This is a genomic window from Arthrospira sp. PCC 9901 (genome assembly GCF_059013425.1).
Genome location: NZ_CP102296.1, coordinates 3,043,473 through 3,068,778, shown reverse-complemented (window position 1 = coordinate 3,068,778; position 25,306 = coordinate 3,043,473). Strand labels below are relative to the sequence as shown.

Below are 25,306 nucleotides of genomic sequence, written 5' to 3'. Positions count from 1 at the left end.
CGGAGACCACATTCTAACCAATTATATCCTATAAGTTTACTGAAGATTATGTTCACTCAATTTAGAAGCCGCTATCCCACAGGGGGACTTATCTCTGAGTTAATTGCTATTGAGAACAATCAATATATTGTTCGGGTATCGGTACAGGTGGCCGGGGTAACTCTGGCATCGGGACTAGGTATGGCTGAAACTGTGGAGTTGGCTGAGGATAGGGCCAGAGAGCGATCGCTACAGTGTTTGGGGTTACACAAAATCGGGGATAATTTACCCAAGGCTGATTTACCTCATAGGTCAGACAGTTTACCGAGTCCCGTTGTTTCTAATCTATCAAATCAGTCGGCTGTGGACTCACCCACCACTGGCCGCGAAACTCTGGGGCTTGACTCCATGGCTATGCCTTCTGATGAGTGGCTATCTGCTACCTACATTCAGCCTAAAACCGGGTCTCCATCTTTACCTGATGCCACAACTACCCAGAACCCAGCCCAAACCAAAGCCCGAGGCGCTTCTCTGCCCCATTTGCCCTCCGATGAACTAGAAACCCCCGAAAATACGATTATTCATCCGCCAGAACCGCGATCGGTGACACTTTCCCAAGAGACTGGTCATAATACTGTTTACCATGGTGATGATATGTCTGACGATATTGCCAAAACAGATATTGAGTTGCGAAGATTAGGTTGGACAGCGGAACAGGGTTCTGCATATCTACTCAAGACCTACGGAAAGCGATCGCGCCACCATTTAACTCCTGAAGAACTGCTGGACTTTTTACACTATTTAGAATCTATTTAGCATTTTTGATAGTTCCCAACAACCCCCAACCCCAAAGGGGGGTTTATTAGTCTTCTTGTTAGCATAGGTAATTGACAGCGCCACCCCAAAGGGCGGGTTGATGACTCTTCTGCTGACCAGAGGTAATTGACAGCAGAACCCCAGAGGGCGGGTTGATGACTCTTTTGCTGACCAGAGGTAATTGACAGCATAACCCGCCCCTACAATTATCAATTATCAATTATCAATTATCAATTATTCATTATTAATTGCCTAACCCGCCCCTACATTAGATCCCAGAGGGAGAGGGGCTTGGGACTGTGCGATCGCCTATGTTAACTCTCAACCGGATTAGATGCAGAAGGACGGCGACTAATGACTTGATCGATGAGGCCGTAATTAACCGCATCTTCGGCGGACATAAAGAAATCCCTTTCTGTGTCTTCTTCGATACGGGACAGGGGTTGTTCTGTGTGTTTAGCGAGATTTTCGTTAAGTTGCCGTTTCAGATACAGAATTTCTCTGGCCTGAATTTCAATATCGGTAGCTTGTCCTTGTGCGCCTCCGAGGGGTTGGTGAATCATAATCCGGGAGTGGGGGAGGCTGTAACGCTTTCCTTTAGCCCCGGCGCTGAGGAGAAATGCCCCCATACTGGCTGCTAGTCCCAGACAGACGGTGCAGACATCAGGACGAATATGGTTCATGGTGTCAAAGATGCCCAATCCCGCATTAACCCCGCCTCCTGGGGAGTTGATGTATAGATAAATGTCTTTTTCGGGGTCTTCTGCGTCTAAAAATAGCAGTTGGGCCACAATTAAGTTAGCAACATCTGAGTTAACTTGGGTTCCTAGAAACACGATGCGATCGCGCAGGAGTCGGGAGTAAATATCAAAGGCGCGTTCACCACGGCCTGATTGTTCGATGACGGTTGGAATCATAACGTGCTGCTAAGACTGTTAATAGATACTGTCGATCTATTGTAGCGATTTTCTGTACCTAGACTTTCAGAAACCACCGACGATTATACATAATATAGGCGATCGCCCACCAAAATATGACTGTGGCTACAGCATACATCAGCGATCCATTGAGTGGCCCCGCCCAGGATACAAATATATTTTCATAGATCCAGGTTTTCAGATTGGGGCTAACCGGTCCGCTACCTACCGGGATGCGTATTAAGATCCTGGCGAGTAAGCCGGAAGCCACAAATAGAAATATGGCGTTAACTCCCATAATTTCCAAAGGCTTCCCCCACCGTCGCCAGTTTTTTACTTCTATGACCCCATAACAGAAGGCTAATAATAGCAGTCCCCAGCCAGCGGTCACTAATACAAATGAACTGGTCCACAGTGCCTTATTAATGGGAAACCATACCCCCCACAAATAGCCGACCACGAGGCTACTGAGGGCAAACATTACTAGGTTAATGACGGTGAAACTGTTTCGGGGTTGGGATTTTAGCCATTCTCCGGTAAGATAGCCGAGGATTACGGTAACTGTAGCGGGTGCGGTGCTAAATAATCCTTCTGGGTCGTAGGGACCGCCTCGCCACAAGTGATGGGAACCTAAAATTGTCTGGTCTATTAATGCGCCTAAGTTGCCTTCTGGTGACAGGTTTCCTGGGCCATAACCGGGGACGGGAATTATGGTCATGGCTACCCAGTAACCTATGAGGGTGAGAATGGAAATTAGCCACAATTGCCGTCGCGACAGGTTTAAAATGGCGATCGCAGTTAGTCCATAGGCGATCGCTATTCGTTGTAATACTCCCATGATTCGGATATTGGCTAGGTCATAGTGGGGAAAACCATTTAGGAATAAGCCTAACAGAAATAGTAGTAGACATCGCCGCCCTATTCGACTATAAACTGATGGGGGTACTCCCTCGCCGCCTAAACGATGTTCTCGGGCAAATTTGGACAGAGAAAAGGCGATCGCTACTCCCATAATTAATAGGAAACTGGGGAAAACTACATCGGTGGGGGTGCAGCCATCCCATTCGGCGTGTTGCAATACCGGATACATATAACCCCAGCTTCCGGGGTTATTCACCAGTATCATGGCGGCGATCGCTATACCTCTAAATACATCAAGGGATATTAAGCGCATTTTAGTATTTTTCCAGGTCATCAATTTCCACAATACCTCTGAGTTTACAGTAATTTTAGTAATGCTTGGATGGGATGATTGGGGGTAAAATGACTAAATCTGTGAATTTGCGATCGACAAGAATAACCTGTTACTAAGATTTGATTGGGATTATCTATGGTTGAGATAATTCGCCCCCAACTACTATTATAAATGTCCTGGGATTGCTGATAGTGTTCGGCTTCATGACCATATATTCCCGCCATTCCGCAACAGCTTGTATTGACGATATTTAATTCTAATCCCATAGTAGTAAATAGCTGCTGCCATTGTTTTTGAGAGGTTAAAACCGCAGTTTTTTCCTGGCAATGTCCGAACAGAAAATAAGGCTGACTGGCGCTGAGTTTCGGTAAGCGATCGCTATTTTGGCTCAGAAACTCTTGCAGTAAGTCAATCGTTGGTAATGCTTGACTAAAATTTAGTGTTTTCGGGTATTCATCCCGATAGGTTAAAACTATACTAGGTTCAATACCAATTAGGGGAATTTCTAGGGATTTTAATTGTTGCAACCATTCGCAGTTTTGGGAAGCGATCGCTTTAAACTCTCGTAAAAATCCTTTTACATGAGTGGGTTTACCACTGGGAAAAAAATCGGGTATATATACATTATATCCTAATTTGTGCAGAAAATCATAGATTGCTAATACCAGGGAAGATTCATAAAAACTGGTAAAAGCATCCTGTAGCAAAATCACACTACATTCCTTTTCAGACCCACTTAAATTTTGCAGCCTATCCAGATTAAATTTGGGGTGGTGGCGCGTCCGTAAACCTTCCTTGAGGGTGGGATGACTCACTACCGGAGGATCGACTATATTTAACAGAGTTTTAGTCGCCGCTTTTGATAGAGGATTTTGGCTTAATATATTAGCCATTGTCGGATGCAAAGATTGCCACTTTGACAGCGTTTCAATATGGGCGATTAGATAATCTCTAAATGGTCGCAAATATCGAGTATGATAAAGATACAAAAACTTAGATTTCATGTCCGGGATATTCACATGAATCGGACATTGACTAGCGCAGGCTTTACAGGATAAACAGCCATTCATAGCCCCATAAACTTCCTGGGAATAATCATAATCTCCCCGCCATTGTTTGAGGGTATTCCAGAGGCGCATGATTAAAGTTGTCGGGGTTTCCGTAATTTCATCACCATGATTTTCTAGGAGTCTTAGCCACTCCCGCAATAAACTCGATCGCCCTTTTGGGGAATGAATGCGATCGCGAGTTACCCGATAGGAAGGACACATCACATCATCAGGATCGAAGTTAAAACAAGCGCCATTACCATTACAATTAAACGCCCCTTCATATTCACTAATTTTACTAGGATTAACTTGGCGGTCAAATTCTCCCCGCATAGGTGAATCTAATTTAACTACTGTATCTAAACTATCTATCGGCGTGACAATTTTACCCGGATTTAGTCTATTTTGGGGGTCAAAGATAGTTTTCACTTCTCGGAAAACTTGATATAATTCATCTCCCAAAAACTCCCGTGTATATTCACTCCTAAAACCTTTACCATGTTCTCCCCAAAATACTCCCCCATATTTACGCACTAAAGCCACAACGCGATCGGATAATTTGCGGACTAATTCTGCATCTGCGGGAATCTTCAAATCCAAAGCTGGACGCAAATGCAAACAACCAACATCTACATGACCATACATCCCATAAATCAGATTATATTCTGCTAATAAACCCCGCAATTCTCCAATATACTTAGCTAGATGCACTGGGGGAACCACAGTATCCTCTATAAAAGGTATCGGTTTACGATTTCCCCGTTGATTTCCCAGGAGTCCCGCCCCTTTACTACGCAGTTTCCAGAGATTGATAATTTCCTGATTATCTCTCGCCAAATAATAACCACTTATACCCTGATTACCCCCTTGAATTTTCGCAATAATTGAGTCTATTTTGGGTTGAATATCAGCCTCGCTTTCTCCCACAAATTCCACTAGATTGATAGTCCCAGAAGACGGGATAAAATCCTTAACTGCATCATAGATTTCATCCTGTTTAGCCAAATTAAGAATCGTCTCATCAATAGTTTCGATCGCCCCTGGTTCCGAGGCTAATAAATCCATAGCCCCTTCTAAAGCATAATTAAAACTTTCATAATGAATAACCAGTAATTTTTTAGCCTGGGGAATTGGCGTAAGTTTAAGTTTGGCTTCCGTGATAATTCCTAAAGTACCTTCCGCACCTGCTAATAAGTAATTAAGGTTAAAAGTTTGTTTGTCCTCAGAATAGACTTTAGCCAAGTTATAGCCAGTCATAAATCGGGTAAGTTGAGGAAATACCTGATTGATTTTATCTTGGTTATCCGTGAGAAGGTCATCCAGACAATTATCAATATTTCCTACTCTCCCCCCTTGCTTTTTAAGGCGGTTTAATGCTATAGTATCTATAGGGAAGGATAGGCTTTCAGTCCCATCTGGTAACACCCAGGTTAACTCTAAAATGTGTTGACTGGTTCGCCCATAAATTCGCGACCCCTTACCACAAGCATCAGTGTTAATCATTCCCCCAATAGTCGCCCGATTACTAGGCGCTACTGAAGGCGCAAAAAAGACACCATGAGGCTGTAAACATGAGTTAAGTTGGTCTAAAACTACTCCCGGCTGAACGCGGACCCATCCCTCCTCTAAATTGATTTCTAAGATGTTATTCATAAACTTAGAACAATCGATAATAATTCCCCTAGATAAGGATTGACCATTAGTTCCGGTTCCCCCTCCCCGTGGAGAAAAGGTGATATTTTGATAGGGAGTTTGACTAGCCAGTTTAAACAGAATCACTAAATCATGATGGTTTCTGGGGTAAACTACTCCCTGGGGAAGTATCTGATAAATACTATTATCAGTGGCGGTTACTAAACGAGTAGCAAAATCTCCCTTAACCTCTCCAGAAAAATCAGTTTTTTCTAACTGATTCAAGAATCCCCAATAATCGGAATTGATAGTATTTTCTGGCTGTAAATTAGGAATCATCAATCCTCCTTTATGCTAGTCAGTGAGAGGTTCATTAGCCAAGTTAAGATTTGGTGGATTTAGGCGTTGATTAAGTATATTTTTAATACTTTCCGCCACATAACTCGAAAGGATATGTTCACCAGCCGGGGTATAGTGACAACAGTTATCAATGTACATCATTTCTGGCGCAGCATCAAAAATATTCACCCCATTAAAAATAGTCACCCCCGCCGCCTCCAAGTCAGCAATTCGATTTAATAGCAGAGGATAACCTGCGACAATAGGCTGGCGGTAAGGGGTATTATCAGTAAATGCGATCGCTTTTTCTTCGCTGCTAAAAACCCTATTAGTGACATGATATTGGTTAGGTTGCAGAATATGGAAATAGGGAATATTTTTCGCAGATAAAATATGATTAATCACCGTAGAAGTTCTCACCCATGTATCAGTAATTTTAGCCAAGGCTTTCTCTTCCGGTAAAACTGACTCTTGAGTATAAAATAAAAATACGCTGCCTTCTCCCCCGTCATGATCAGGAATTTGTTGATATCTTTGAAATCGTTCAACCTCCTGGTAATAATCTTTAATTAATCCCTGGATAGCCAGATTATTGATAGTATAACAAGAAGCCATCCGACAATTTTTTAAGTTAGAAGCAACCTGATTAATTCGGGGTTTAGCTTGCTTAATTTTAAGTATACTTTCTAAGGCTTGGGTAGATAAACTATTATTGGCTAAATTAGTTAAAGGTTGTATGTGGGATGCACTTGGCATTGTTAATTCCAGTTTTTTTTCATTATTAACACTAGATAAAGCCAGTTCATTAAACCCATCAATATTAATCACCATATCAAACACCTGACCCACAGACAGCAGATAATTCAAAATCAAAAGCTGTTGTGGCTGTTTATAGCCTCCCGTAGCAAAGGATAAAATAATTAGTTCTTTATTTTCTAAACCGGGCACTTCTCGAATTTTGGTCTCTAAAATTCCATTTTGAATCTCATAGATAGAATAGTTAGAAGCTACTGACCCCCCAAATACTCCCACGATAAATTGATTTTCGTTAGTTTTGACAAAGGGATAATTATATGGAGAAATAAAGCCATAGTTATTATATTTGAACCCCGGACGAAAATCAGGACCTGGTTTAGGTGCATAGCCGAAATAGGGATGTAGTCTTTCTACGATAGAAATTTCCATCCTCATACCTTCTAGGTTCAAACCCATTTCTTCAATGCTGCTTGGTCGTTGACGAGTATAAAATAACTGGTTATGGCGGACTAAATAAAAACCCAGGGAACCCAATTCTACAAAAAACCCTAACAACAATAGGTTAATTAAGATAATTTTGCCAACTTCTTTAATTTGCTTGCGATTAAATTTGTGTTTCATTATCATAGATTAATAGGAGGTGATAATCATCGAAACTGTCAAACATTAGCAACTCATATATAAGTTATAGCCGAATACTTAGGGGGTTATTGACTGGAGACGGTTAACAATGGAATTGCCAATATATTCAGTAAAGATTTCTTGACCTCTGGGTGTATAGTGACAACAACTGTCTCTATATACCGTTTCTGGTTTGGTGTCAAAAACTGTCACAGCATTGATAACATTAACACCAAAATTTGGTAAATCTTCCCCTCTGGAAAGTAACCGAGGATAGCCTTGTCTAACTCCTTCGATATATGGGTTATCATCAAAAATGGCAATTTCTTCGGCGGTGAAAGTTCTTTGGGTGGGATGATACTGATTAGGCTGTATTGCATGAAAATAAGGGATATTTTTATTTGCTAAAGTTTGATGAATCATCTGGGAAGAGTTAAACCAGATATCTACCATTTTATCAAAGGCTATGTCATCTGGTAAAACCTGGGGATTTTGGGGTATGGAGATTAAACTATTGGCTAAATCATCTTCATTTTGGCGTAACTCAATCTGCATGGTATCTAAGGCTGCGACCTGGCTTTGATATCTTCTAGTTAGTTGATTAACTTGATAGGAATTCCAAGCATAACAGGAGGCGAGTTTACAGTTTTCTAAACGCTGAATTTGACGGACTAATTTGTCACGGGTTTCGTTCATTTCCGCCAAAGCTAAAACCACGGGAATATTAGTATTAGCCAAGGCGGTTAGGGGTTGAATGTGTTGGAAACTCGGCATGGAAACTGGGACGGATGCTTGATTATTTAATGGTGGTAATGCGACTTCATTAAAACCATCAATATTAACCACTAGGTCTAATTCCTGACCAATGGATAAAAAGTAGTTGAGAATTAATAACTGTTGAGGTTGTTTATAACCCCCATGAGCAAAGTTTAAGATAATAAATTCTTTATTTGCTAGTTCGGGAACTGTTCTGAGTTGTTGAATTAAAGTATTTGATAATTCCTTGTGAGTGACTTCATAGTTGGCAAAATCAACGGCTACAGAACCGCCAAAGATACCAATAATAAACTGATTATCATTCAGTCTGATAAAGGGGTAATCGTGGAGAGAAAAAAATCCGTAGTTATTCACCCGCAAGCCAAAGGGATTATCCGCAAATAAGCCGGGTTTTAATACATAGCCAAAAAAGGGGTGAAAACGCTCGACTATAGCATTTTTATCATCATTGTTTCCGGTAGGTTGTTCCCTCACCCCTATCTGTTCTAGAAGTTGATTTGTGGCGGTTTTATCACGATTATGAGTATAAATAAACCGCTGTTCTGTGACTAGGTAAAACAGGAGAGGTACGACTTCTAAGATGAGTAAAATTAGGGCTAAATTAATGCCCACAATTCCGAGCAACTCTCGATTAACCACCCCCCGTTTAGCGGATTTTTCCTCAATGGGGGTTGATGGTCGTTTAAATAATGGCAGATTTTTCATATAATCCAGGTCAGGAAAATCAAGAAATTAGGGGGTTAGAAAATTATTCTTTCCCCCAATTGCCAACAATTTCGACGCTAATACAGTATCAAAATAAAGTATAAATGAAAGGTGCGATCGCTGACCCTTGACTAAGGACAATCAGAGCCCCCAATAACACCATAGTAATAATCAACGGTAGCAGCCAATATTTTTTGCGCTCCCGCAGAAAACCCCACAAATCTTTCAGAAAATCTAATGTTGCTTCAAACACTAGAAAGGACGCTCCATACTTACTCTTGAACGGACTTGACTGGGAACCCGGTAGGTTGATACGTTAGGATCTAGATCTCGTCTCATGGCATCAGAGCCAAATAAACGCTTAATCGCCCCCATGGGTGCAATCATAACGTAAAACACAGCCCCCAAAATAATTCGGGTATTAATCCCAGCCAAAACCAAACCTATCCGCATCCAAGTATAATAAACCGGATTGAGAGTTGACGGAGACAGGAAAGACCAAACCCAGAGAATAGTGGCTACGACCCAGGGCCAAGCTGGGGGCGGCCAGTGGCGGAAAATTAATGGTAGCAGTAAGCCGAACAAGCCAGCACAAATTGCACCTGTTGTCAAGCCAAATTCCCGCAAGCCTTTTCGATCAAGTTTGGGGATATCGTGATCAGTCATAGTGGATTTTTGCAACCAATTATATAACAGAGAACCGGGAAAAACAGCTATCCTGGGGGGAGAGAAGCCACCAGAAGTGGCTCCTAGGGATTAATCTAACTCAAACTCATTTTTCCAGGAATCATCTTTTGACCAGGGAGTTTGTGCAGTTTTGGCGAGTAGATAATTTTCCAAAACGAGATAATCCATCTCGGTCCGCATAAAGCAGCGGTAGGCATCTTCGGGGGTGCAAACAATAGGTTCACCCCGCACATTAAAAGAGGTATTAACGAGTAGACCGCAGCCTGTAAGTTTGTCAAAATGACTAATTAGACTGTGATAGCGGGGGTTAGTTTCTGGGTGTACAGTTTGAATGCGTGCGGAATAATCGACATGGGTAATAGCGGGAATTTCGGACCGGGGAATATTGAGCTTTTCAATCCCAAAAAGTTGTTCTTGTTCGGGGGTCATAGGAATCCGGCGAGACTCCTTAACGGGAGCCACCATCAACATATAAGGACTGTGGGTATTGTGTTCAAAATAATCAGCGACACGCTCTGCTAACACGGAAGGCGCAAAGGGTCGGAAAGACTCCCTATATTTAATTTTCAGATTCATGACGGACTGCATTTTAGTGTTACGAGGGTCGCCAATAATTGACCTACCTCCCAAAGCACGCGGCCCAAATTCCATCCGACCTTGGAACCAGCCGACGACATTACCATCAGCTAAAATTTCGGCTAACCTAGGCATCAATTCAACATCTGCCAAATACATATATTTAGCATCAATGGAATTGAGATAATCCTGAATATCGGAATTGCTAAAAGATGGACCCAAATAGGAGCCTTTCATCATATCAGCGGGGGCGGTGCCAGGAATAACCCGAGGGGTTATAGTGGCGACTGCTGTTTCGGTGGCTCCGGCGGCTTCGAGTTCGATTTCGTTCTCTATAGCGGCTGGCTGCCTCACCTGGCGGGGTTGTTCACAATATTGATACCAAACAGCCAAGGCTGCCCCTAATGCACCTCCTGCGTCTCCTGCTGCGGGTTGTATCCAAATATCCTTAAAGGGACCTTCTCGCAACAGGCGACCATTAGCTACACAGTTGAGGGCGACTCCGCCAGCTAAACACAGATAATCAACATTGAGTTCTTTTTGTACGGTCCGACCTAGGCGCAGCACTACTTCTTCTGTGACGACCTGAATGGAAGCGGCGATATCCATTTCCCGTTGAGTGAGTTGACCTTCGGCTTTCCGAGGGGGTCCGTCAAACAACTGGTCAAACTTCTTGTTGGTCATGGTTAACCCGGTGGCATAGTTGAAATACTTCATATTCAACCGGAATGTGCCATCATCCTTGAGGTCGATTAAATGGGTTAGAATCCGATCAACATAGCGAGGTTGACCATAGGGCGCTAACCCCATGAGTTTATATTCGCCAGAGTTGACTTTAAAGCCGGTGTAGTAGGTGAAGGCTGAGTACAGTAAACCGAGAGAGTGGGGAAAGTCGATTTCCCACAGGGGGGTCAGGTTATTACCGTCGCCTAACCATACGGAAGTGGTGGCCCATTCCCCTACACCGTCTAAACACATGACGGCTGCTTTCTGGAAGGGACTGGGAAAAAAGGCTGAGGCGGCGTGGGATTGGTGATGTTCGGTAAACATGAGGGGGGGGAGTTTGGCTTTTTTGACCCCCATGATGGCTGAAAGTTCTTTTTTTAATACGGTTTTCAGATAAAGTTTTTCTTTTAACCAAATTGGCATGGCGGCCAGAAAAGACCGAAACCCACGGGGAGCATAGCTGATGTAGGTTTCTAGCAGGCGCTCGAATTTGACTAGGGGTTTATCATAGAAAATGATGCGATCGACATCGAATAGGGTGATATTTGCTTCCTGAAGACAGTAGCGAATGGCGTTTTGGGGAAATCTGGCATCGTGTTTTTTGCGCGAAAACCTCTCCTCTTGGGCGGCGGCGATAATTTCTCCATCCCGCACGAGAGCGGCTGCACTGTCATGATAGTAAGCCGAGATTCCAAGTATGTTCATTCATATCTCCTCACAGAATGGAATTAAGGTTTTTGGGGTTAGTTGTGGGTCAACGGTCAAAATATCCACAGATTATAGCGAATTCCTGGTCAAGGTTAACGCGAATGGGAAAATTTAATTGCATAAGGGCTGGTAGTCATTAGGGTAAGGGGGTTAGCCGAAACTGGCGATCGCCAATAGACTACCACTGATTCGGTTCAACCGGAACTTGTTCCTGTAGTTGTACCCGAATTTCACGGAAATTGGTGATTTCATCACTACATATTTCCCCGAAAACTGAAAAAACCGGACACTTATGGAGTCCGGTTATGGAAAAAATATCTGACAAGGCTGGTGGGAAACCCGCCCTACTATGGCTAGGATGCTACTTCTACGGGATAAACGCTGACTTTCTTGCCGCTTTTCCCCCGGCGCTCAAATTGCACAACTCCATCTACTTTGGCAAATAGAGTATCATCTTTGCCAATGCCTACATTGTTCCCAGGGTGGAACTTACAGCCACGCTGACGCACGAGGATATTACCTGCACTGACTACTTGACCGCCATAGCGTTTGACTCCCAAACGCTGGGCGTTAGAGTCGCGACCGTTACGGGTGCTTCCTGTTCCTTTCTTATGAGCCATGATCTTCTCCTAATTAACCTGATATCTTAAAAATTATAGTTGGCTTTAGTTGAGGACCAACTCCCAATTTATTCTGCTGTCGCAGCCTGGGGTTCTGAGGTTGGGGTTTCTGACTGTTCGCGACTGGCCAAAACTTCCCCGTTGAGAGTAATTGAATCAATCATCAATCGGGTTACTTCTTGGCGGTGGCCCCGTTTTTTGCGGGTTTTCTTCTTGGGTCGCATTTTATACACGATAACTTTGCGATCGCGGAAGTGCCGCACAATTGTCCCCTCAACGGTTGCCCCAGCTACTAGAGGCTGACCGATATGGACGTTACCATCATGCTGAACCAGCAGCACTTTCTCGATGGTTAGTTTTTCATCTTGATCTACTGGTAGCGATTCAACATCGTAGAACCTACCCGGTTCTACCCGCACTTGTTTACCGCCCGTTTCAATAATTGCGTAAGTCATGGAATTGTTAGTAAAGTTGCCGTACAGGTAGCCAACAGTAGACGATCGCCTATTTGTTTATGGTTGCCATTTCCACAAGGCGCGATCGCTCACCACTAGCATTTAGCAATATCTGAACCTGATCCGAGCCAGATTTAGACAGACAATCTCTTATTATTTCATATTCCATCACTGTTTGTCAAGCACCATTAACCCTATAGTTACCAGAAACATTATTGATTATGTGGAACTGGTAAGGATAACCTAGAATAATGTCGATCTCATGTTTGATAGCTTTATTGGGGGGCTGGTGTGATTATTGTAAATCTGATTTTATCGTTAGCGATCGCCATGGTAGTAGCGATCGGCATCATTTTAATTGCCTTAGAATGGCAGCATCGTAACCGTCCGGGTAATGACCTAGAACTAAGAGCCGTCAATTGGGAAAAGACACCCACAGAACCCCAAAGACTCCTCCTCAAAGGAGAATTTGAACTCTGCAACCGGACCAAGACCCTAGAAATAATGGTGCCGGAGGTGACAGCCAAAGTCAAACTCCTATCTGATGGGAGTTTAGCCAATACCAGGGTAAACACCCGCATCATTGCCGCCCATGAAGACACCACCCCCAGAGCCGATGATTACTGGTTAGCCTATATCGTCAAAGCGCGCAAAATCACCCGATTCCAAGTAATTATCGACATTCAAAGCCCAAACCTCAAGGAACTCCAGTCAGCTTGGGTACAAATTCGCTACGTCACCTATGGACCCCAAGGCAGAATACCCAAAGTCCGCCATTTGGTGATTCCCATGCAATACCCAGATCCGCAAATCCCCCCCACTCCTCGCCCCGTAGAAGGCGGCGGTCAAGTATTCCCGATCCGCACCCATCTCCTGGCGCAACTAGATGATCCCGTGGAAGTAGTACAGCGTTATGTAATGCCACACGCCAAACCGGGAGATATTGTTACAATGGGAGAAACTCCCCTAGCCTTAATTCAAGGTAGGTTCCGCCACCCAACGGAAGTCAAACCCGGATGGGTAGCGGTGCGAATTTGTTACTTTTTTATGCCCACCTCCAGCCTAGCCACCGCCTGCGGACTGCAAACCCTGGTCGATATAGTCGGTCCGGTGCGGGTTTTCGGAGCCTTTGTCGGAGGCGCTATTGGCAAAGTATTAGGTCATCCAGGCGGGTTTTACGAATTAGCAGGGGAACAAGCACGCCTTATTGATGATGTCACCGGAACCTTACCACCTTACGATCAATTTATTGTTCTTGGTCCAAAAGACCCTCAAGGAGTAGTTAACCGTATTCGCCAAGCGACGGGACTAGAAGCGGCCATTGTAGACGTTAACGACTTGAAAGCGGTTAAAATATTAGCAGCTACTTCTGGTTTATCTACGGCTTTAGTGGAGCGATCGCTTAGAAGCAATCCCGCCGGAAATGCTGATGAGCGCACCCCATTAGTTCTGATCCGTCCCGAATCGGATCAAAGCCTTTAACTCTACCTAAAATGATCTACCAAGACCCCAAAACCCCAGGATTTACATGAATTTATTTCCTTCTCCCAATCAAACTCAGGCGACAATTCGCGCCTTTCAATACCGCGATTTAGAGGCTTTTGAGCGTTTGTCTCAGCTTACCCAGCCGGTAGATGAGCCATGGCGCGAAGACCGCACCATTGACCCGGAAACCAAACAACTGCGACTCTGGTATGGCTTACTCCGATTTCTGAGTTGGTTTCCTAACCCCTGTCAGCATCTATTTAATACCTATGTGGCGGAACAGGGGGGACAGGTTCAAGGAGTGATCAGAGTTTCCCCGTTTAACCGTACCCGTAGCACCTGGCAGGTTAAACGAGTGTCCGTAGACCCCAGAACTTCGTCTAGTAGTATTGGTTCCCAACTGTTGCGATACTGCTTTGAAACTATCTGGGAAGCTAGAACTTGGGTTTTGGAGGTCAATGTTAACGATAAAGATGATTTGGCTCTATATCGACAAAATGGGTTCCAACCTCTGGCTAAAATCACTTACTGGTCTGTAGAACCTGAATTGCTGGCTGATTTAGCCCAATCTGTGGCGGATGTCCCTAATCTACTTCCGGTCAGCAATGCTGATGCTCAATTGTTGTATCAATTAGATACGGTTTCTATGCCTCCCCAAGTCCGACAGGTGTTCGATCGCCATATTCTCGATTTTCAAACTAATGTGATCAGAGCGATCGTCGATGGAGTGCGACAATGGCTTGATGGCATCGAACAGGTGAGCGGTTATGTGTTTGAACCCCAACGGAAGGCGGCGATCGGTTATTTTCAAATCCAATTGTGTCGAGATGGTCGCCAACCCCATCAAGCTGAATTAACCGTTCATCCTGCCTATACTTGGTTATACCCAGAACTTTTATGTCAAATGGCTCAATTGGTCCAAGATTTTCCGCCTCAGTCCCTGCGACTGGCTTCGGTGGATTATCAACCGGAACGCGAAGCCTATTTACAAAAAGTCGGAGCCGAGCCGGTGGAACACACTGTACTAATGTCGCGATCGGTTTGGCACAAATTGCGTGAGTCAAAAACGATCGCCGAACCTCTCCAATGGTCGGAAGTTCTCCAAAGTTTGCAACCATCGAGAAAGCCAGTTCCTGGGGGAATGTCATGGCTGGGACCCATGGAGCATCATCAGACCCATGATGATCAAACCAGCACTGCTGATTCCTCCAAAATTCCACCCCAAACTATCGCCGATAGTGGTGCGCCAGACCCCAATTAAACCTGCCGATGAATGACATCATCCCCAAAGGCTATATATCAGCCCTAGGCTTAGATATCGGTCGCCGTCGCATTGGAGTGGCTGGCTGTGATGGTACCGGATTAATCGCCACCGGGTTAACTACTATTGTCCGCACCCACTTTGAGGCGGATTTGGCCCAGTTTCAAGCCATCATCCAACAGCGCCAGGTGCAAATTTTGGTCGTCGGTTTACCCTATTTGAGCAATGGAGAGTTAGGAACCCAAGCCCGTCAGATCCAAAAATATACCCGACGACTGCAAAAATCCCTGGCTCTACCCGTGGAATATGTGGATGAGCGCTTAACATCTGTGGAGGCTGAACAGATGTTAAAAGGGCAAAAAATCCCCTTGTCTGAGAATAAGGCGCTAATCGATCGCAAAGCTGCCGCCTTGATTCTGCAACAGTGGCTCGATCAACGCCGAAACAAATCCTAGGGGTTAAGATATCACTGTTATGGTATTCTTTCTGGTGCAAGTGGATCTGTATCAATTGTACCCATCGGTACAATTAGCATTGCCTTATTCTTTTTGAGCAACCATACTACTTTCAAAAATCATGCCATCCCAATTTTCCGACGAGAATATCCCCGAACCAGAGGCCACTACCCTAACTGATGAACAAGGGCGATCGATTGAATGCACAATTGAGTCATCTTTTAGCCTAGACGGGGAAGAATATATTTTGCTGCTTCCCCTCGATACCCCCGTGGAAATCCTCACTTGGTCTGATGATGAGGATGAAGAGGTGGCGGTTCCGGTAGAGTCAGAAGCGGTCATAGATAGCATTTTTGATACGGCTAAAGTAGTTCTGGAAGAACAAAACCTTACCCTCAAACGTACAGCAGTCACCTTGACTGTGGCTGGGGAACTACCAGAGGACATTTTTGATAATGGTGTGGAAGAGAATGGCTCTGTGGGCGGGGGGGAAGAAGATTATGAGGAACTGTTAATGCTCACCACTTTTTATCATGAAGAACAAGAATATGGCATTTATACTCCCCTCGATCCATTTTTTATTATGGCTCGTATGAATGAGAAAGGTGAACCCCAATTGCTATCTTCTGAAGAGTTAGATAAAATTGAACCACTACTACCGATGATTGAGGAAAAACTCTTTGGAGATTTTAGCTAAAAGCCGAACTGCTAATTGAGCAAAAGTAGTTATCAGGAATTGATAGAATAGGTTATGGGACGGATTTCTAAAGGTATTTTTTACACCGTTGTACCATTAGTTTGGGTGTTTTTTGGGTGGCAAGGATGGAGTTGGTGGAGTTGGGCTAGTTCCCCCCCTGTAGATGAAGATGCGATCGGGGAAAATGCCAGCTCGGAAACTGCTATCCTGATTTCAATTCCCCCAGGAACATCTAGCCAGCAAATTGGTCTCGATTTGGAAAGCGCTGGCTTGATTAGATCATCGACAGCTTGGCGGTTATGGTCTAGGTGGTTGGTTTTCCGAGACCCAGATGGAGAATTTAAAGCGGGAAATTACCAGCTATCTCCTACGGAGTCCCTCAGTGCAATTGCCGATCGCATTTGGACTGGGGAAGTGATGCAAACCAGCTTTACCATTCCAGAGGGGTGGTCGATTCGGGAAATGGCCGAATATTTCCAAGCACAAGGGTTCTTTTCGGCGGAGGAGTTTATCGCACAAGCTCAACAAATACCATTAGATCAATATCCATGGTTGCCACAAGGATTACCTATACTGGAAGGATTTTTATATCCTGATACCTATGTGCTGGCTAGTGATTTGATTACCCCTAAAGCCGTGATTAACCAGATGCTAACTCAATTTGAAAGGGTGGCGCTACCAATTTATCAACAAAGCCGAGACAGACACAATCTCGATCTCAATGAATGGGTAGCACTGGCTAGTATTGTGGAAAAAGAGGCGGTGGTGGCTGATGAACGGAATTTGATTTCTGGGGTGTTTCATAATCGCCTCAGAATGGGAATGCCATTGGCTGCAGATCCTACAGTAGAATATGGTCTGGGGATTCGCCAAACTGTTGACCAACCTCTAACTTTTAGACAGGTGGAAACTCCGGGACCTTACAATACTTATCTGAATGTGGGACTCCCACCAACAGCGATCGCCTCCCCAGGTGTGGCTAGTTTAAAGGCTACCCTAAATCCAGCCGAAACAGATTACCTCTATTTTATGGCTCGGTATGATGGTACTCATATCTTTAGCCGCACCGGAGAGGAACATCAGGCGGCGATCGCAGAAGTTGAACGACAACTCGCTAATCAATGAAAATGTCATGAGTTACTCTGTTTTAATGTAGGATGGTAGAGTTCAACTCTACGATCAGCTATGTCCTGGGGCAAACTTTTAGAACCGGATCTGGTTCTGGGCGACTCGATTATGCAGCTTACACCTGATATCCTTCATCAGTATGATCTCAAAGGACTGGTGTTAGATGTCGATGAGACTTTAGTACCTATCACCACCCAGGAAGTCTCTGATGAGTTGCGAGAGTGGGTAGAAAATGTTAGACCCCTATTTTCCCTCTGGTTAGTTAGCAACAATATCAGCCATACTCGCATTAGTGGTATTGCTAACGCCCTGGGTTTACCATACATTAACGCCGCCGCTAAACCCTCCCGTCGGAAACTTCGTCAAGCGGTCGATGCTATGGATATCCCCACCGGTCAAATTGCAATGGTCGGCGATCGCCTATTTACCGATGTTCTGGCGGGAAACCGTTTGGGAATGTTTACAATTCTAGTGGAACCCATGGTGGACCCCATGCAAACTGGTATATCTTTCTCAACTAGATCTATCGAAGTTTGGATATCTAAACTCTTTGGCGCTGTTTTGAAAAGTTAACCACTCCCAAACCTCCCCCCCCTCTCCCCTCAACAATTATGACCTGTACTATTGTTGTCAAAATTGGTACTTCCAGTTTAACCCAGTCGGAAACTGGACACTTGGCGCTGTCAACCTTGGCGACTCTGGTAGAGACTTTAACCGATCTACGCAGAAACGGAAATCGCGTGGTTTTGGTGTCCTCTGGTGCGGTGGGAGTAGGACGCGATCGCCTAGGATTAACCGAAAGACCTAGGGTGATCGCCCTTAAACAAGCCGTCGCCGCCGTCGGACAGGGGCGCTTGATTAGGGTTTATGATGATTTATTTACTACCCTCAAACAACCCATCGCCCAAGTCTTGCTAACTCGCGGAGATTTAGTGCAACGCAGCGGCTATGTCAACGCTTATAATACCTTTCAACAACTGCTCAAATTAGGTGTCATTCCTATTGTCAATGAAAATGATACCGTCGCTGTCGATGAATTACGGTTTGGGGATAATGATACTTTATCGGCTTTAGTGGCTAGTTTAGTAGAAGCAGATTGGCTATTTATGTTAACTGATGTCGAAAGCCTTTATTCCGCCGACCCTCGCAGTAACCCTCATGCTAAACCCATTCATTTAGTTACTAATATTCAACAGTTACAAGAATTTCAAGTCGAGGTAGGTTCCTCCCGCAGCAGTTGGGGGACTGGGGGGATGATTACCAAAATTGAGGCGGCGCGTATTGCTACCAGTTCCGGGGTGCGTACTGTCATTACTGATGGTAAACATCCTACTAATCTTAAAAAAATTCTCAGCGGAGATGCGATCGGTACTCAATTTGAACCTCAATCTCGCCCCGTAAATTCCCGTCGCCACTGGATCGCTAATGTCTTGGTTCCTATGGGTAAACTTTACCTTGACCCCGGCGCAATTAAAGCTATTAAAGAGGGGGGAAAGTCTCTCCTAGCCGCAGGAATTATCAGGGTGGAGGGAGAATTTAACCCTAATGATTCTGTGCAATTATGTGATAATCACAGCCAAGAATTTGCCAGGGGTTTAGTTAACTATAGTAGTTCCCAAATGCAGAAAATTAAAGGTTGTCACTCGGAACAAATCCCCGAAATTCTCGGTTATTCTGGGGCGGAAACTGTCATACATCGAGATAATTTAGTCATCCTGTAGCCGGTTTTTTTAGCTGTCAATACCACCAGAGATGATGACGTTTATCTATGGTCATATCCGCTGGGGTTCACCGTCACCTAGGGACTGGGGGGATACATAGCGCCATCTGAGCAATCACTATTCATAACAAAAAATACCCAGGCTGATCTATTCCTATGATTGGACCATTTAACCACAGAACCCAAATCAGATGATTTATAATTACTGTGGGATTCGACCCATAAACAAGGAGGATAACTCATGGTGGGTAGTCGGATAGCAGCCGACTTGTGGCTTAATGATTATATAACATCTTGGGATATTTATGCTCACGGTGTCATCAGGGTTCTACTTTCTCAGCAGACTGCCTATCAGAAAATGGAGATTTTAGAAACCGTATCTTATGGTCGGGTTTTGGTTTTAGACGGGAAACTGCAATCATGTATGGTTGATGAATTTTTATATCATGAACCCTTGGTGCAACCCGCCTTGATTTATCACGGCAAACCCCAAAAAGTTCTTATATTAGGAGGTGGAGAAGGTGCGACTGTGCGGGAAGTGTTGCGCTGGCATACCGTGAAAGAAGTAGTGATGGTAGACCTAGATCAAGAAGTGGTAGCAGCCTGTAAAAACTATTTACCCGAAATGAGCGATCGCGCCTTTGATGACCCCCGCACTACAGTTCATATTGACAACGCCATTAACTTCCTAGATAGCTGTTCTCAACAGTGGGATGTGATTATCTCTGACCTGTCCGACCCGGTAGAGTCAGGACCATCTTTTCAACTGTTTACCCAAGAATATTTTAGCAAAATGGCGCGAGTCCTGAAACCCGATGGTTTCCTAGTAGTACAAGCTGGCTCAACCGCGTTAGCTGGATTGAGGTTTCATACAAAAGTCGCCCATACCATCAATCAAGTATTTCCCCATATCCAAAGCTATAGCAGTGATGTTCCCAGTTTTGGAGAACCTTGGGGGTTTGTGTTAGCATCTAAACAGCCGATTTCCTCCCGACCTGACCCGGAATCAGTTAATCAGTTATTAGCTACCCAGACGAAGGGAGGGTTAAGGATGTTAGACGGAAACACTCTGTTAGGATTATTTCAGATCCCTACCTACCTAAGAAATGCGATCGCATCTGAAACCCAAGTGTACACCCTAGCCAACCCCCCTCAAAATCACTCGATAAATAATTGGGGGTGAATCTGGGCGAAAATTGTGTAAAAATAGTGGATAGCTGCGATCGCATCTTAACCATAATATCCAGTCGATCTAAAAGAAAATCTATCTTTAAAATCCCCTATGGAAAGCCTATTTTTACAACGCCTTCACAGTCCCCAACGTCCAGTAATCATCTTTGATGGCGCAATGGGAACTAACCTACAAGTCCAAAACCTCACCGCCGAAGACTTTGGGGGGAAAGAATACGAAGGCTGTAACGAATACCTCGTCCACACCAAACCCGAAGCCGTCGCTACCGTCCACCGCCAATTTTTGCAAGCTGGCGCTGATGTTATTGAAACCGATACCTTTGGGGGGACTTCTATCGTCTTAGCAGAATATGACCTCGCCGACCAAGCCTATCAACTGAATAAAACCGCCGCCACACTTGCTAAAAGCGTCGCTGCTGAATTTTCCAGCCCCGAAAAACCTCGCTTTGTGGCAGGTTCCATGGGACCGGGGACTAAACTCCCCACCCTCGGACATATTGATTTTGATACCCTAGAACGTGCTTTTTGTCAACAAGCAGAAGGTTTATTTGATGGTGGGGTAGACCTGTTTATTGTCGAAACCTGTCAGGATGTCCTGCAAATTAAAGCCGCCCTTAATGGTATCGAAGAAGTATTTAAAATGAAAGGGGAACGGCGACCAATTATGGTATCCGTAACTATGGAGGCTTTTGGAACTATGTTAGTCGGTTCCGAAATTAGCGCCGCCCTAACTATTCTCGAACCCTATCAAATCGATATTTTGGGACTAAACTGCGCCACCGGTCCCGATTTAATGAAGGAACACATCGCCTATTTATCAGAACATTCCCCCTTTGTGGTCTCCTGTATTCCTAACGCTGGTTTACCGGAAAATGTCGGCGGTCAAGCTCATTATAAACTCACCCCCCTAGAGTTAAAAATGGCTTTAATGCACTTTATAGAAGATTTGGGAGTACAGGTGATTGGCGGCTGTTGTGGAACCCGTCCTGACCATATTAAAGCCTTGGCGGAAATTGCCCAAACCTTGACCCCAAAACCTCGCCATCCTCAGATTACACCCTCTGCGGCTTCTATCTACAGTACCATCAGTTATGAACAGGAAAACTCGTTTTTAATTGTAGGTGAAAGACTCAACGCCAGCGGGTCTAAAAAATGCCGGGATTTACTCAATGCCGAGGACTGGGATGGTTTGGTCGCCCTCGCTAAAGCACAGGTGAAAGAAGGGGCGCAAATTCTTGATGTGAACGTGGATTATGTGGGTCGCAACGGAGTCCGAGATATGCACGAGTTGGTATCTCGACTGGTGACTAATGTTAATTTACCTCTGATGTTGGATTCTACGGAATGGGAAAAAATGGAGGCGGGCTTAAAGGTCGCTGGGGGGAAATGTTTACTTAATTCTACTAACTACGAAGACGGGGAACCTCGGTTTTATAAGGTGTTGGAATTGGCGAAAAAATACGGCGCTGGTGTGGTGGTGGGAACCATTGACGAGGAGGGAATGGCGCGGACAGCCGCCAAAAAGTTTGCGATCGCTAAAAGGGCTTATAATGATGCGATCGCCTTTGGTATCGCCGCCACCGAAATCTTTTTTGACCCCCTAGCTTTACCTATTTCTACCGGAATTGAAGAAGACCGCGAAAATGGTAAAGCCACTATTGAAGCCATTAACCAAATGCGCCAAGAACTCCCCGGCTGCCATATTTTATTAGGGATATCTAATATTTCCTTTGGTTTGAACCCGGCGGCGCGACAGGTGTTAAATTCAGTGTTTTTGCACGAAACCATGGCCGTGGGTTTGGATGCCGCTATTGTGACTGCTAATAAAATCCTACCTCTGGCTAAAATTGAACCCGAACATCAAGAAGTTTGTCGCCACTTGATTTATGACCAAAGACAGTTTGATGGGGATGTTTGTACCTACGACCCCTTAACTAAATTAACCACCCTATTTGAAGGTAAAACTACTAAACGCGATCGCAGTGGTGATGCTAATCTACCAATTGAGGAACGCCTCAAACAGCATATCATTGATGGGGAACGCATAGGCTTAGAAGATGCTCTCGCCGAAGCCATCAAAAAGTATCCACCTCTAGATATTATTAACATTTTCCTATTAGACGGGATGAAAGTTGTCGGGGAACTATTTGGGTCTGGTCAAATGCAATTACCCTTTGTTCTCCAGTCCGCCCAAACCATGAAGGCGGCGGTTGCTTACCTAGAGCCGTTTATGGAAAAATCCGAATCTGGAAATAACGCCAAAGGAACCTTTGTAATTGCCACAGTTAAAGGAGATGTTCACGACATCGGCAAAAACCTAGTTGATATCATCCTTTCTAACAACGGTTATAAAGTCGTTAACTTAGGCATTAAACAACCCGTTGATAATATCATTGCCGCCTACCGAGAACATAACGCCGACTGCATCGCCATGAGTGGTTTACTGGTAAAATCCACCGCATTTATGAAAGATAACTTAGAGGTATTTAACCAAGAAGGAATTACCGTTCCCGTGATTTTAGGCGGTGCGGCTTTAACCTCCAAATTTGTCTATGAAGACTGTCAAAACACCTATAAAGGGCGGGTAATTTATGGGAAAGATGCCTTTTCCGACCTCACCTTTATGGATAAATTGATGCCAGCCAAGAAAGCCGGAAAATGGGAAGATTTCAAAGGCTTTTTAGATGAATTTGTCGAAGATGAAACCATCACCGCTAATGGTGATAATCAACAGTCAGCACAACCAGACCAGCCAGAACCTGACACCCCCAAAGTAGTAGATACCCGACGTTCCGAAGCCGTAGCCGTAGATATAGACCGTCCTACCCCGCCATTCTGGGGGGTAAAAGTTCTGGAACCTGCGGATATGCCCTTTGATGAATTATTCTGGTATTTGGATTTACAAGCCCTAACCGCCGGACAATGGCAGTTCCGTAAACCCCAAGGACAGCCCAGGTCAGAATATAACCAGTTTTTAGAAGCTAAAGTTTATCCAATTTTGGCAGAGTGGAAACAGCGAATTATTAGCGAAAACCTACTCCACCCCCGCGCCGTGTATGGTTATTTCCCCTGTCAGTCGGAAGGGAACACGCTGTTAATTTATGACCCCGAAAAAATTAAGGCAGGAGAAATTTCCGAACCAATTACCAGTTTTGAATTTCCCCGCCAGCGGTCTGGTCGTCGCCTCTGTATTGCTGACTTTTTCGCTCCTAAAGATAGCGGTCAAATGGACGTTTTTCCGATGCACGCGGTTACCGTCGGACAAATCGCGACAGATTACGCCCAGAAGCTATTTGCTGCTGATGATTATACCAATTATTTGTATTTTCATGGTATGGCAGTACAAACGGCTGAAGCTATGGCAGAATGGTTACACGCCCGCATTCGCCGCGAGTTAGGTTTTGGTGGGGAGGATGCTGATAATATTCGCGATATCCTCAAGCAGCGTTATCGAGGTTCCCGTTACAGTTTCGGCTATCCGGCTTGTCCGAATATGCAAGACCAATATAAACAGTTAGATCTGTTGAAAGCAGAGGTGATTGGTTTATATATGGATGAAAGTGAACAGCTTTACCCGGAACAGTCTACTACTGCGATTATCACTTACCACCCAGCGGCTAAGTATTTTAGCGCCTAATATATCTCAACTCAACCATCTCTATTACTGAGGTAACTAATCATGAAAGTTTTTGTGCATACCCGCACCATTTTTAAAGCCAGACCTATCCCGGCTAATCAACTACCTAGTCATGAAAAAATCGAAGTTCCGGCGGGCGCTAGTTTTATCGCTTGGAATAATAGTCGTTATTTGGAAGACGGACATTATGAGATGATTATAGATTCCGATTTGGGTTCAGGAGAACAAAATCGTTCTACTTCCTGGTATATTCCCAAGGTTCATGTTGATGTATTTGAATGTATTGCTAAGGTGAAAACTGAGGGGTTAAATTTGAGAAGATCCCCTAACCCTAACGATAGTAACAACATTATCGAAAAGCTACCATTAGGAGCCTTTGTTGAGATATTTGATGCGACTTATGTTAATAAAAATCTGGGGATATGGTGGTGTGGTCGCGCTTTATGTACCGCAGACAAACAAAATTGGTTTAATGATGCACAAATAGGGTGGATGTCCTACAAACATTTAGACATGACGGATCTGAAGATTCACGATATCTATTAATAGTTAAGAATGATGACTTTTTGATGTTCAATCTGAGTCAATAGTTTATACAGCTTGTTCACCAGTCGCTTAATACATTGCCCTCACCCTAAATCCCTCTCCCAAAGAGGGAGAGGGACTTTGAGAGGTGATCAGATTATTTCTGAACAGGCTGTAATGGGGGTTGGGGATGAAAAAGGCGGGGGGTTGATATTGCCAGGAATAACCCACCGCCTTAACCTAGAGTCGGGAAAATCTCAACAATCTACATATCTACTCAGCTTGGTTGGCGATTTGACTCATACCCCAGGAAACTAAGGAGAGGACGATAGAACCCCATAGGGCTGGCCAAAATCCATTAATGGTAAAACCGGGGGTAAATTTTGCGACTAGGTATAGGGAAATGGCGTTAACGACAAAAAGGAACAAACCTAGGGTTAAGAGGGTTAAGGGTAGGGTGAGGATGGTTAAAATTGGTTTAATAATGGCATTTACCAACCCCATAACGATCGCCCCTACAGCAGCAGCTTGCCAACTCTCCAGATCCAAACCCGGCACTAAATAAGCGGTAATGGACAGCGCAATAGCTGCTAACAGCCAAGTCAAGAAAAAATTAATCATCAATACAGTTTAACCTCGTCTTTGGTTT

The 25,306-nt window shown here is 44.4% G+C and carries 23 protein-coding genes; 11 read left to right on the top strand and 12 right to left on the bottom strand.

The genetic code is table 11. The features are described 5' to 3' along the window. The first annotated feature begins 48 nt into the window (after positions 1-48). Positions 49-795 carry a slr1353 family protein gene (locus NLZ44_RS13405; RefSeq protein ID WP_315639615.1) on the top strand — a complete coding sequence of 249 codons (747 nt, stop codon included), beginning with the start codon at positions 49-51 and terminating at the stop codon, positions 793-795. Positions 796-1,109: 314 nt separating this feature from the next. Here the strand turns inward: NLZ44_RS13405 and clpP are convergent, their stop codons facing one another. The 11 genes from clpP to rplU form a co-directional block, all read right to left on the bottom strand. After that, positions 1,110-1,712, bottom strand: a complete 603-nt coding sequence (clpP, locus tag NLZ44_RS13400) for an ATP-dependent Clp endopeptidase proteolytic subunit ClpP (RefSeq protein WP_006620915.1) — start codon at positions 1,710-1,712, stop codon at positions 1,110-1,112. A gap of 58 nt (positions 1,713-1,770) precedes the next feature. Then, the gene (locus NLZ44_RS13395) at positions 1,771-2,907 is read right to left on the bottom strand and encodes an acyltransferase family protein (RefSeq protein WP_493750101.1); all 1,137 of its coding nucleotides are present in this window, start codon (positions 2,905-2,907) and stop codon (positions 1,771-1,773) included. A gap of 23 nt (positions 2,908-2,930) precedes the next feature. Beyond that, positions 2,931-5,927 carry an FAD-binding and (Fe-S)-binding domain-containing protein gene (locus NLZ44_RS13390; protein ID WP_493750100.1) on the bottom strand — a complete coding sequence of 999 codons (2,997 nt, stop codon included), beginning with the start codon at positions 5,925-5,927 and terminating at the stop codon, positions 2,931-2,933. Positions 5,928-5,942: 15 nt separating this feature from the next. Further along, positions 5,943-7,304, bottom strand: coding sequence for a hypothetical protein (locus NLZ44_RS13385; RefSeq protein ID WP_048894966.1), 1,362 nt, complete (start codon positions 7,302-7,304; stop codon positions 5,943-5,945). A gap of 78 nt (positions 7,305-7,382) precedes the next feature. Further along, a complete protein-coding gene (locus tag NLZ44_RS13380) occupies positions 7,383-8,786 on the bottom strand; it encodes a hypothetical protein (RefSeq protein WP_493750099.1) in 1,404 nt (467 codons plus the stop codon). Positions 8,787-8,874: 88 nt separating this feature from the next. After that, the gene (locus tag NLZ44_RS13375; protein WP_006617091.1) at positions 8,875-9,039 is read right to left on the bottom strand and encodes a DUF5989 family protein; all 165 of its coding nucleotides are present in this window, start codon (positions 9,037-9,039) and stop codon (positions 8,875-8,877) included. Beyond that, positions 9,039-9,452 carry an SxtJ family membrane protein gene (locus tag NLZ44_RS13370; RefSeq protein ID WP_111892354.1) on the bottom strand — a complete coding sequence of 138 codons (414 nt, stop codon included), beginning with the start codon at positions 9,450-9,452 and terminating at the stop codon, positions 9,039-9,041. Before NLZ44_RS13370 ends, NLZ44_RS13375 begins: the two co-directional genes overlap by 1 nt. A gap of 90 nt (positions 9,453-9,542) precedes the next feature. Continuing rightward, complete coding sequence (locus NLZ44_RS13365) at positions 9,543-11,480, bottom strand: carbamoyltransferase family protein (protein WP_493750098.1); 1,938 nt, start codon at positions 11,478-11,480, stop codon at positions 9,543-9,545. Between the two features lie 181 nt (positions 11,481-11,661). Beyond that, positions 11,662-11,808 carry a hypothetical protein gene (locus tag NLZ44_RS13360; protein ID WP_493750097.1) on the bottom strand — a complete coding sequence of 49 codons (147 nt, stop codon included), beginning with the start codon at positions 11,806-11,808 and terminating at the stop codon, positions 11,662-11,664. A 28-nt stretch (positions 11,809-11,836) separates the two neighbouring features. Beyond that, complete coding sequence (gene rpmA / locus NLZ44_RS13355) at positions 11,837-12,103, bottom strand: 50S ribosomal protein L27 (protein WP_006615800.1); 267 nt, start codon at positions 12,101-12,103, stop codon at positions 11,837-11,839. A 68-nt stretch (positions 12,104-12,171) separates the two neighbouring features. Then, positions 12,172-12,558 (bottom strand): 50S ribosomal protein L21, encoded by a 387-nt coding sequence (gene rplU / locus NLZ44_RS13350; RefSeq protein ID WP_493750096.1) that lies wholly within the window; start codon positions 12,556-12,558, stop codon positions 12,172-12,174. A 291-nt stretch (positions 12,559-12,849) separates the two neighbouring features. Here rplU and NLZ44_RS13345 point away from each other — a divergent pair, with 291 nt between their 5' ends. From NLZ44_RS13345 to NLZ44_RS13300, 10 genes are all read left to right on the top strand, one after another. Beyond that, complete coding sequence (locus NLZ44_RS13345) at positions 12,850-14,040, top strand: F420-0:Gamma-glutamyl ligase (protein WP_493750095.1); 1,191 nt, start codon at positions 12,850-12,852, stop codon at positions 14,038-14,040. Positions 14,041-14,086: 46 nt separating this feature from the next. Then, the gene (locus NLZ44_RS13340; protein ID WP_493750094.1) at positions 14,087-15,304 is read left to right on the top strand and encodes a GNAT family N-acetyltransferase; all 1,218 of its coding nucleotides are present in this window, start codon (positions 14,087-14,089) and stop codon (positions 15,302-15,304) included. A gap of 8 nt (positions 15,305-15,312) precedes the next feature. Next, the gene (gene ruvX, locus NLZ44_RS13335; protein ID WP_006623646.1) at positions 15,313-15,759 is read left to right on the top strand and encodes a Holliday junction resolvase RuvX; all 447 of its coding nucleotides are present in this window, start codon (positions 15,313-15,315) and stop codon (positions 15,757-15,759) included. Between the two features lie 121 nt (positions 15,760-15,880). Then, entirely contained in the window at positions 15,881-16,456 is a 576-nt protein-coding gene (locus NLZ44_RS13330; RefSeq protein WP_493750093.1) for a DUF3727 domain-containing protein, read from the top strand. Between the two features lie 54 nt (positions 16,457-16,510). Further along, positions 16,511-17,581 (top strand): endolytic transglycosylase MltG, encoded by a 1,071-nt coding sequence (gene mltG / locus NLZ44_RS13325; RefSeq protein ID WP_493750092.1) that lies wholly within the window; start codon positions 16,511-16,513, stop codon positions 17,579-17,581. 60 nt (positions 17,582-17,641) lie between these two features. Beyond that, positions 17,642-18,157, top strand: a complete 516-nt coding sequence (locus tag NLZ44_RS13320; protein ID WP_493750091.1) for a YqeG family HAD IIIA-type phosphatase — start codon at positions 17,642-17,644, stop codon at positions 18,155-18,157. A gap of 38 nt (positions 18,158-18,195) precedes the next feature. Further along, on the top strand, positions 18,196-19,305 hold the full coding sequence (gene proB / locus NLZ44_RS13315) for a glutamate 5-kinase (protein WP_493750090.1): 1,110 nt from the start codon (positions 18,196-18,198) through the stop codon (positions 19,303-19,305). Between the two features lie 240 nt (positions 19,306-19,545). Next, positions 19,546-20,487: a spermine/spermidine synthase domain-containing protein gene (locus tag NLZ44_RS13310; protein WP_493750089.1), complete on the top strand. Its 942-nt coding sequence runs from the start codon at positions 19,546-19,548 to the stop codon at positions 20,485-20,487. A 99-nt stretch (positions 20,488-20,586) separates the two neighbouring features. Continuing rightward, the gene (gene metH, locus NLZ44_RS13305; RefSeq protein ID WP_493750088.1) at positions 20,587-24,132 is read left to right on the top strand and encodes a methionine synthase; all 3,546 of its coding nucleotides are present in this window, start codon (positions 20,587-20,589) and stop codon (positions 24,130-24,132) included. Between the two features lie 42 nt (positions 24,133-24,174). After that, positions 24,175-24,678 carry a hypothetical protein gene (locus tag NLZ44_RS13300; protein ID WP_493750087.1) on the top strand — a complete coding sequence of 168 codons (504 nt, stop codon included), beginning with the start codon at positions 24,175-24,177 and terminating at the stop codon, positions 24,676-24,678. A gap of 252 nt (positions 24,679-24,930) precedes the next feature. Here the strand turns inward: NLZ44_RS13300 and NLZ44_RS13295 are convergent, their stop codons facing one another. After that, positions 24,931-25,278 carry a phage holin family protein gene (locus NLZ44_RS13295; protein WP_046319150.1) on the bottom strand — a complete coding sequence of 116 codons (348 nt, stop codon included), beginning with the start codon at positions 25,276-25,278 and terminating at the stop codon, positions 24,931-24,933. Positions 25,279-25,306 lie beyond the last annotated feature (28 nt).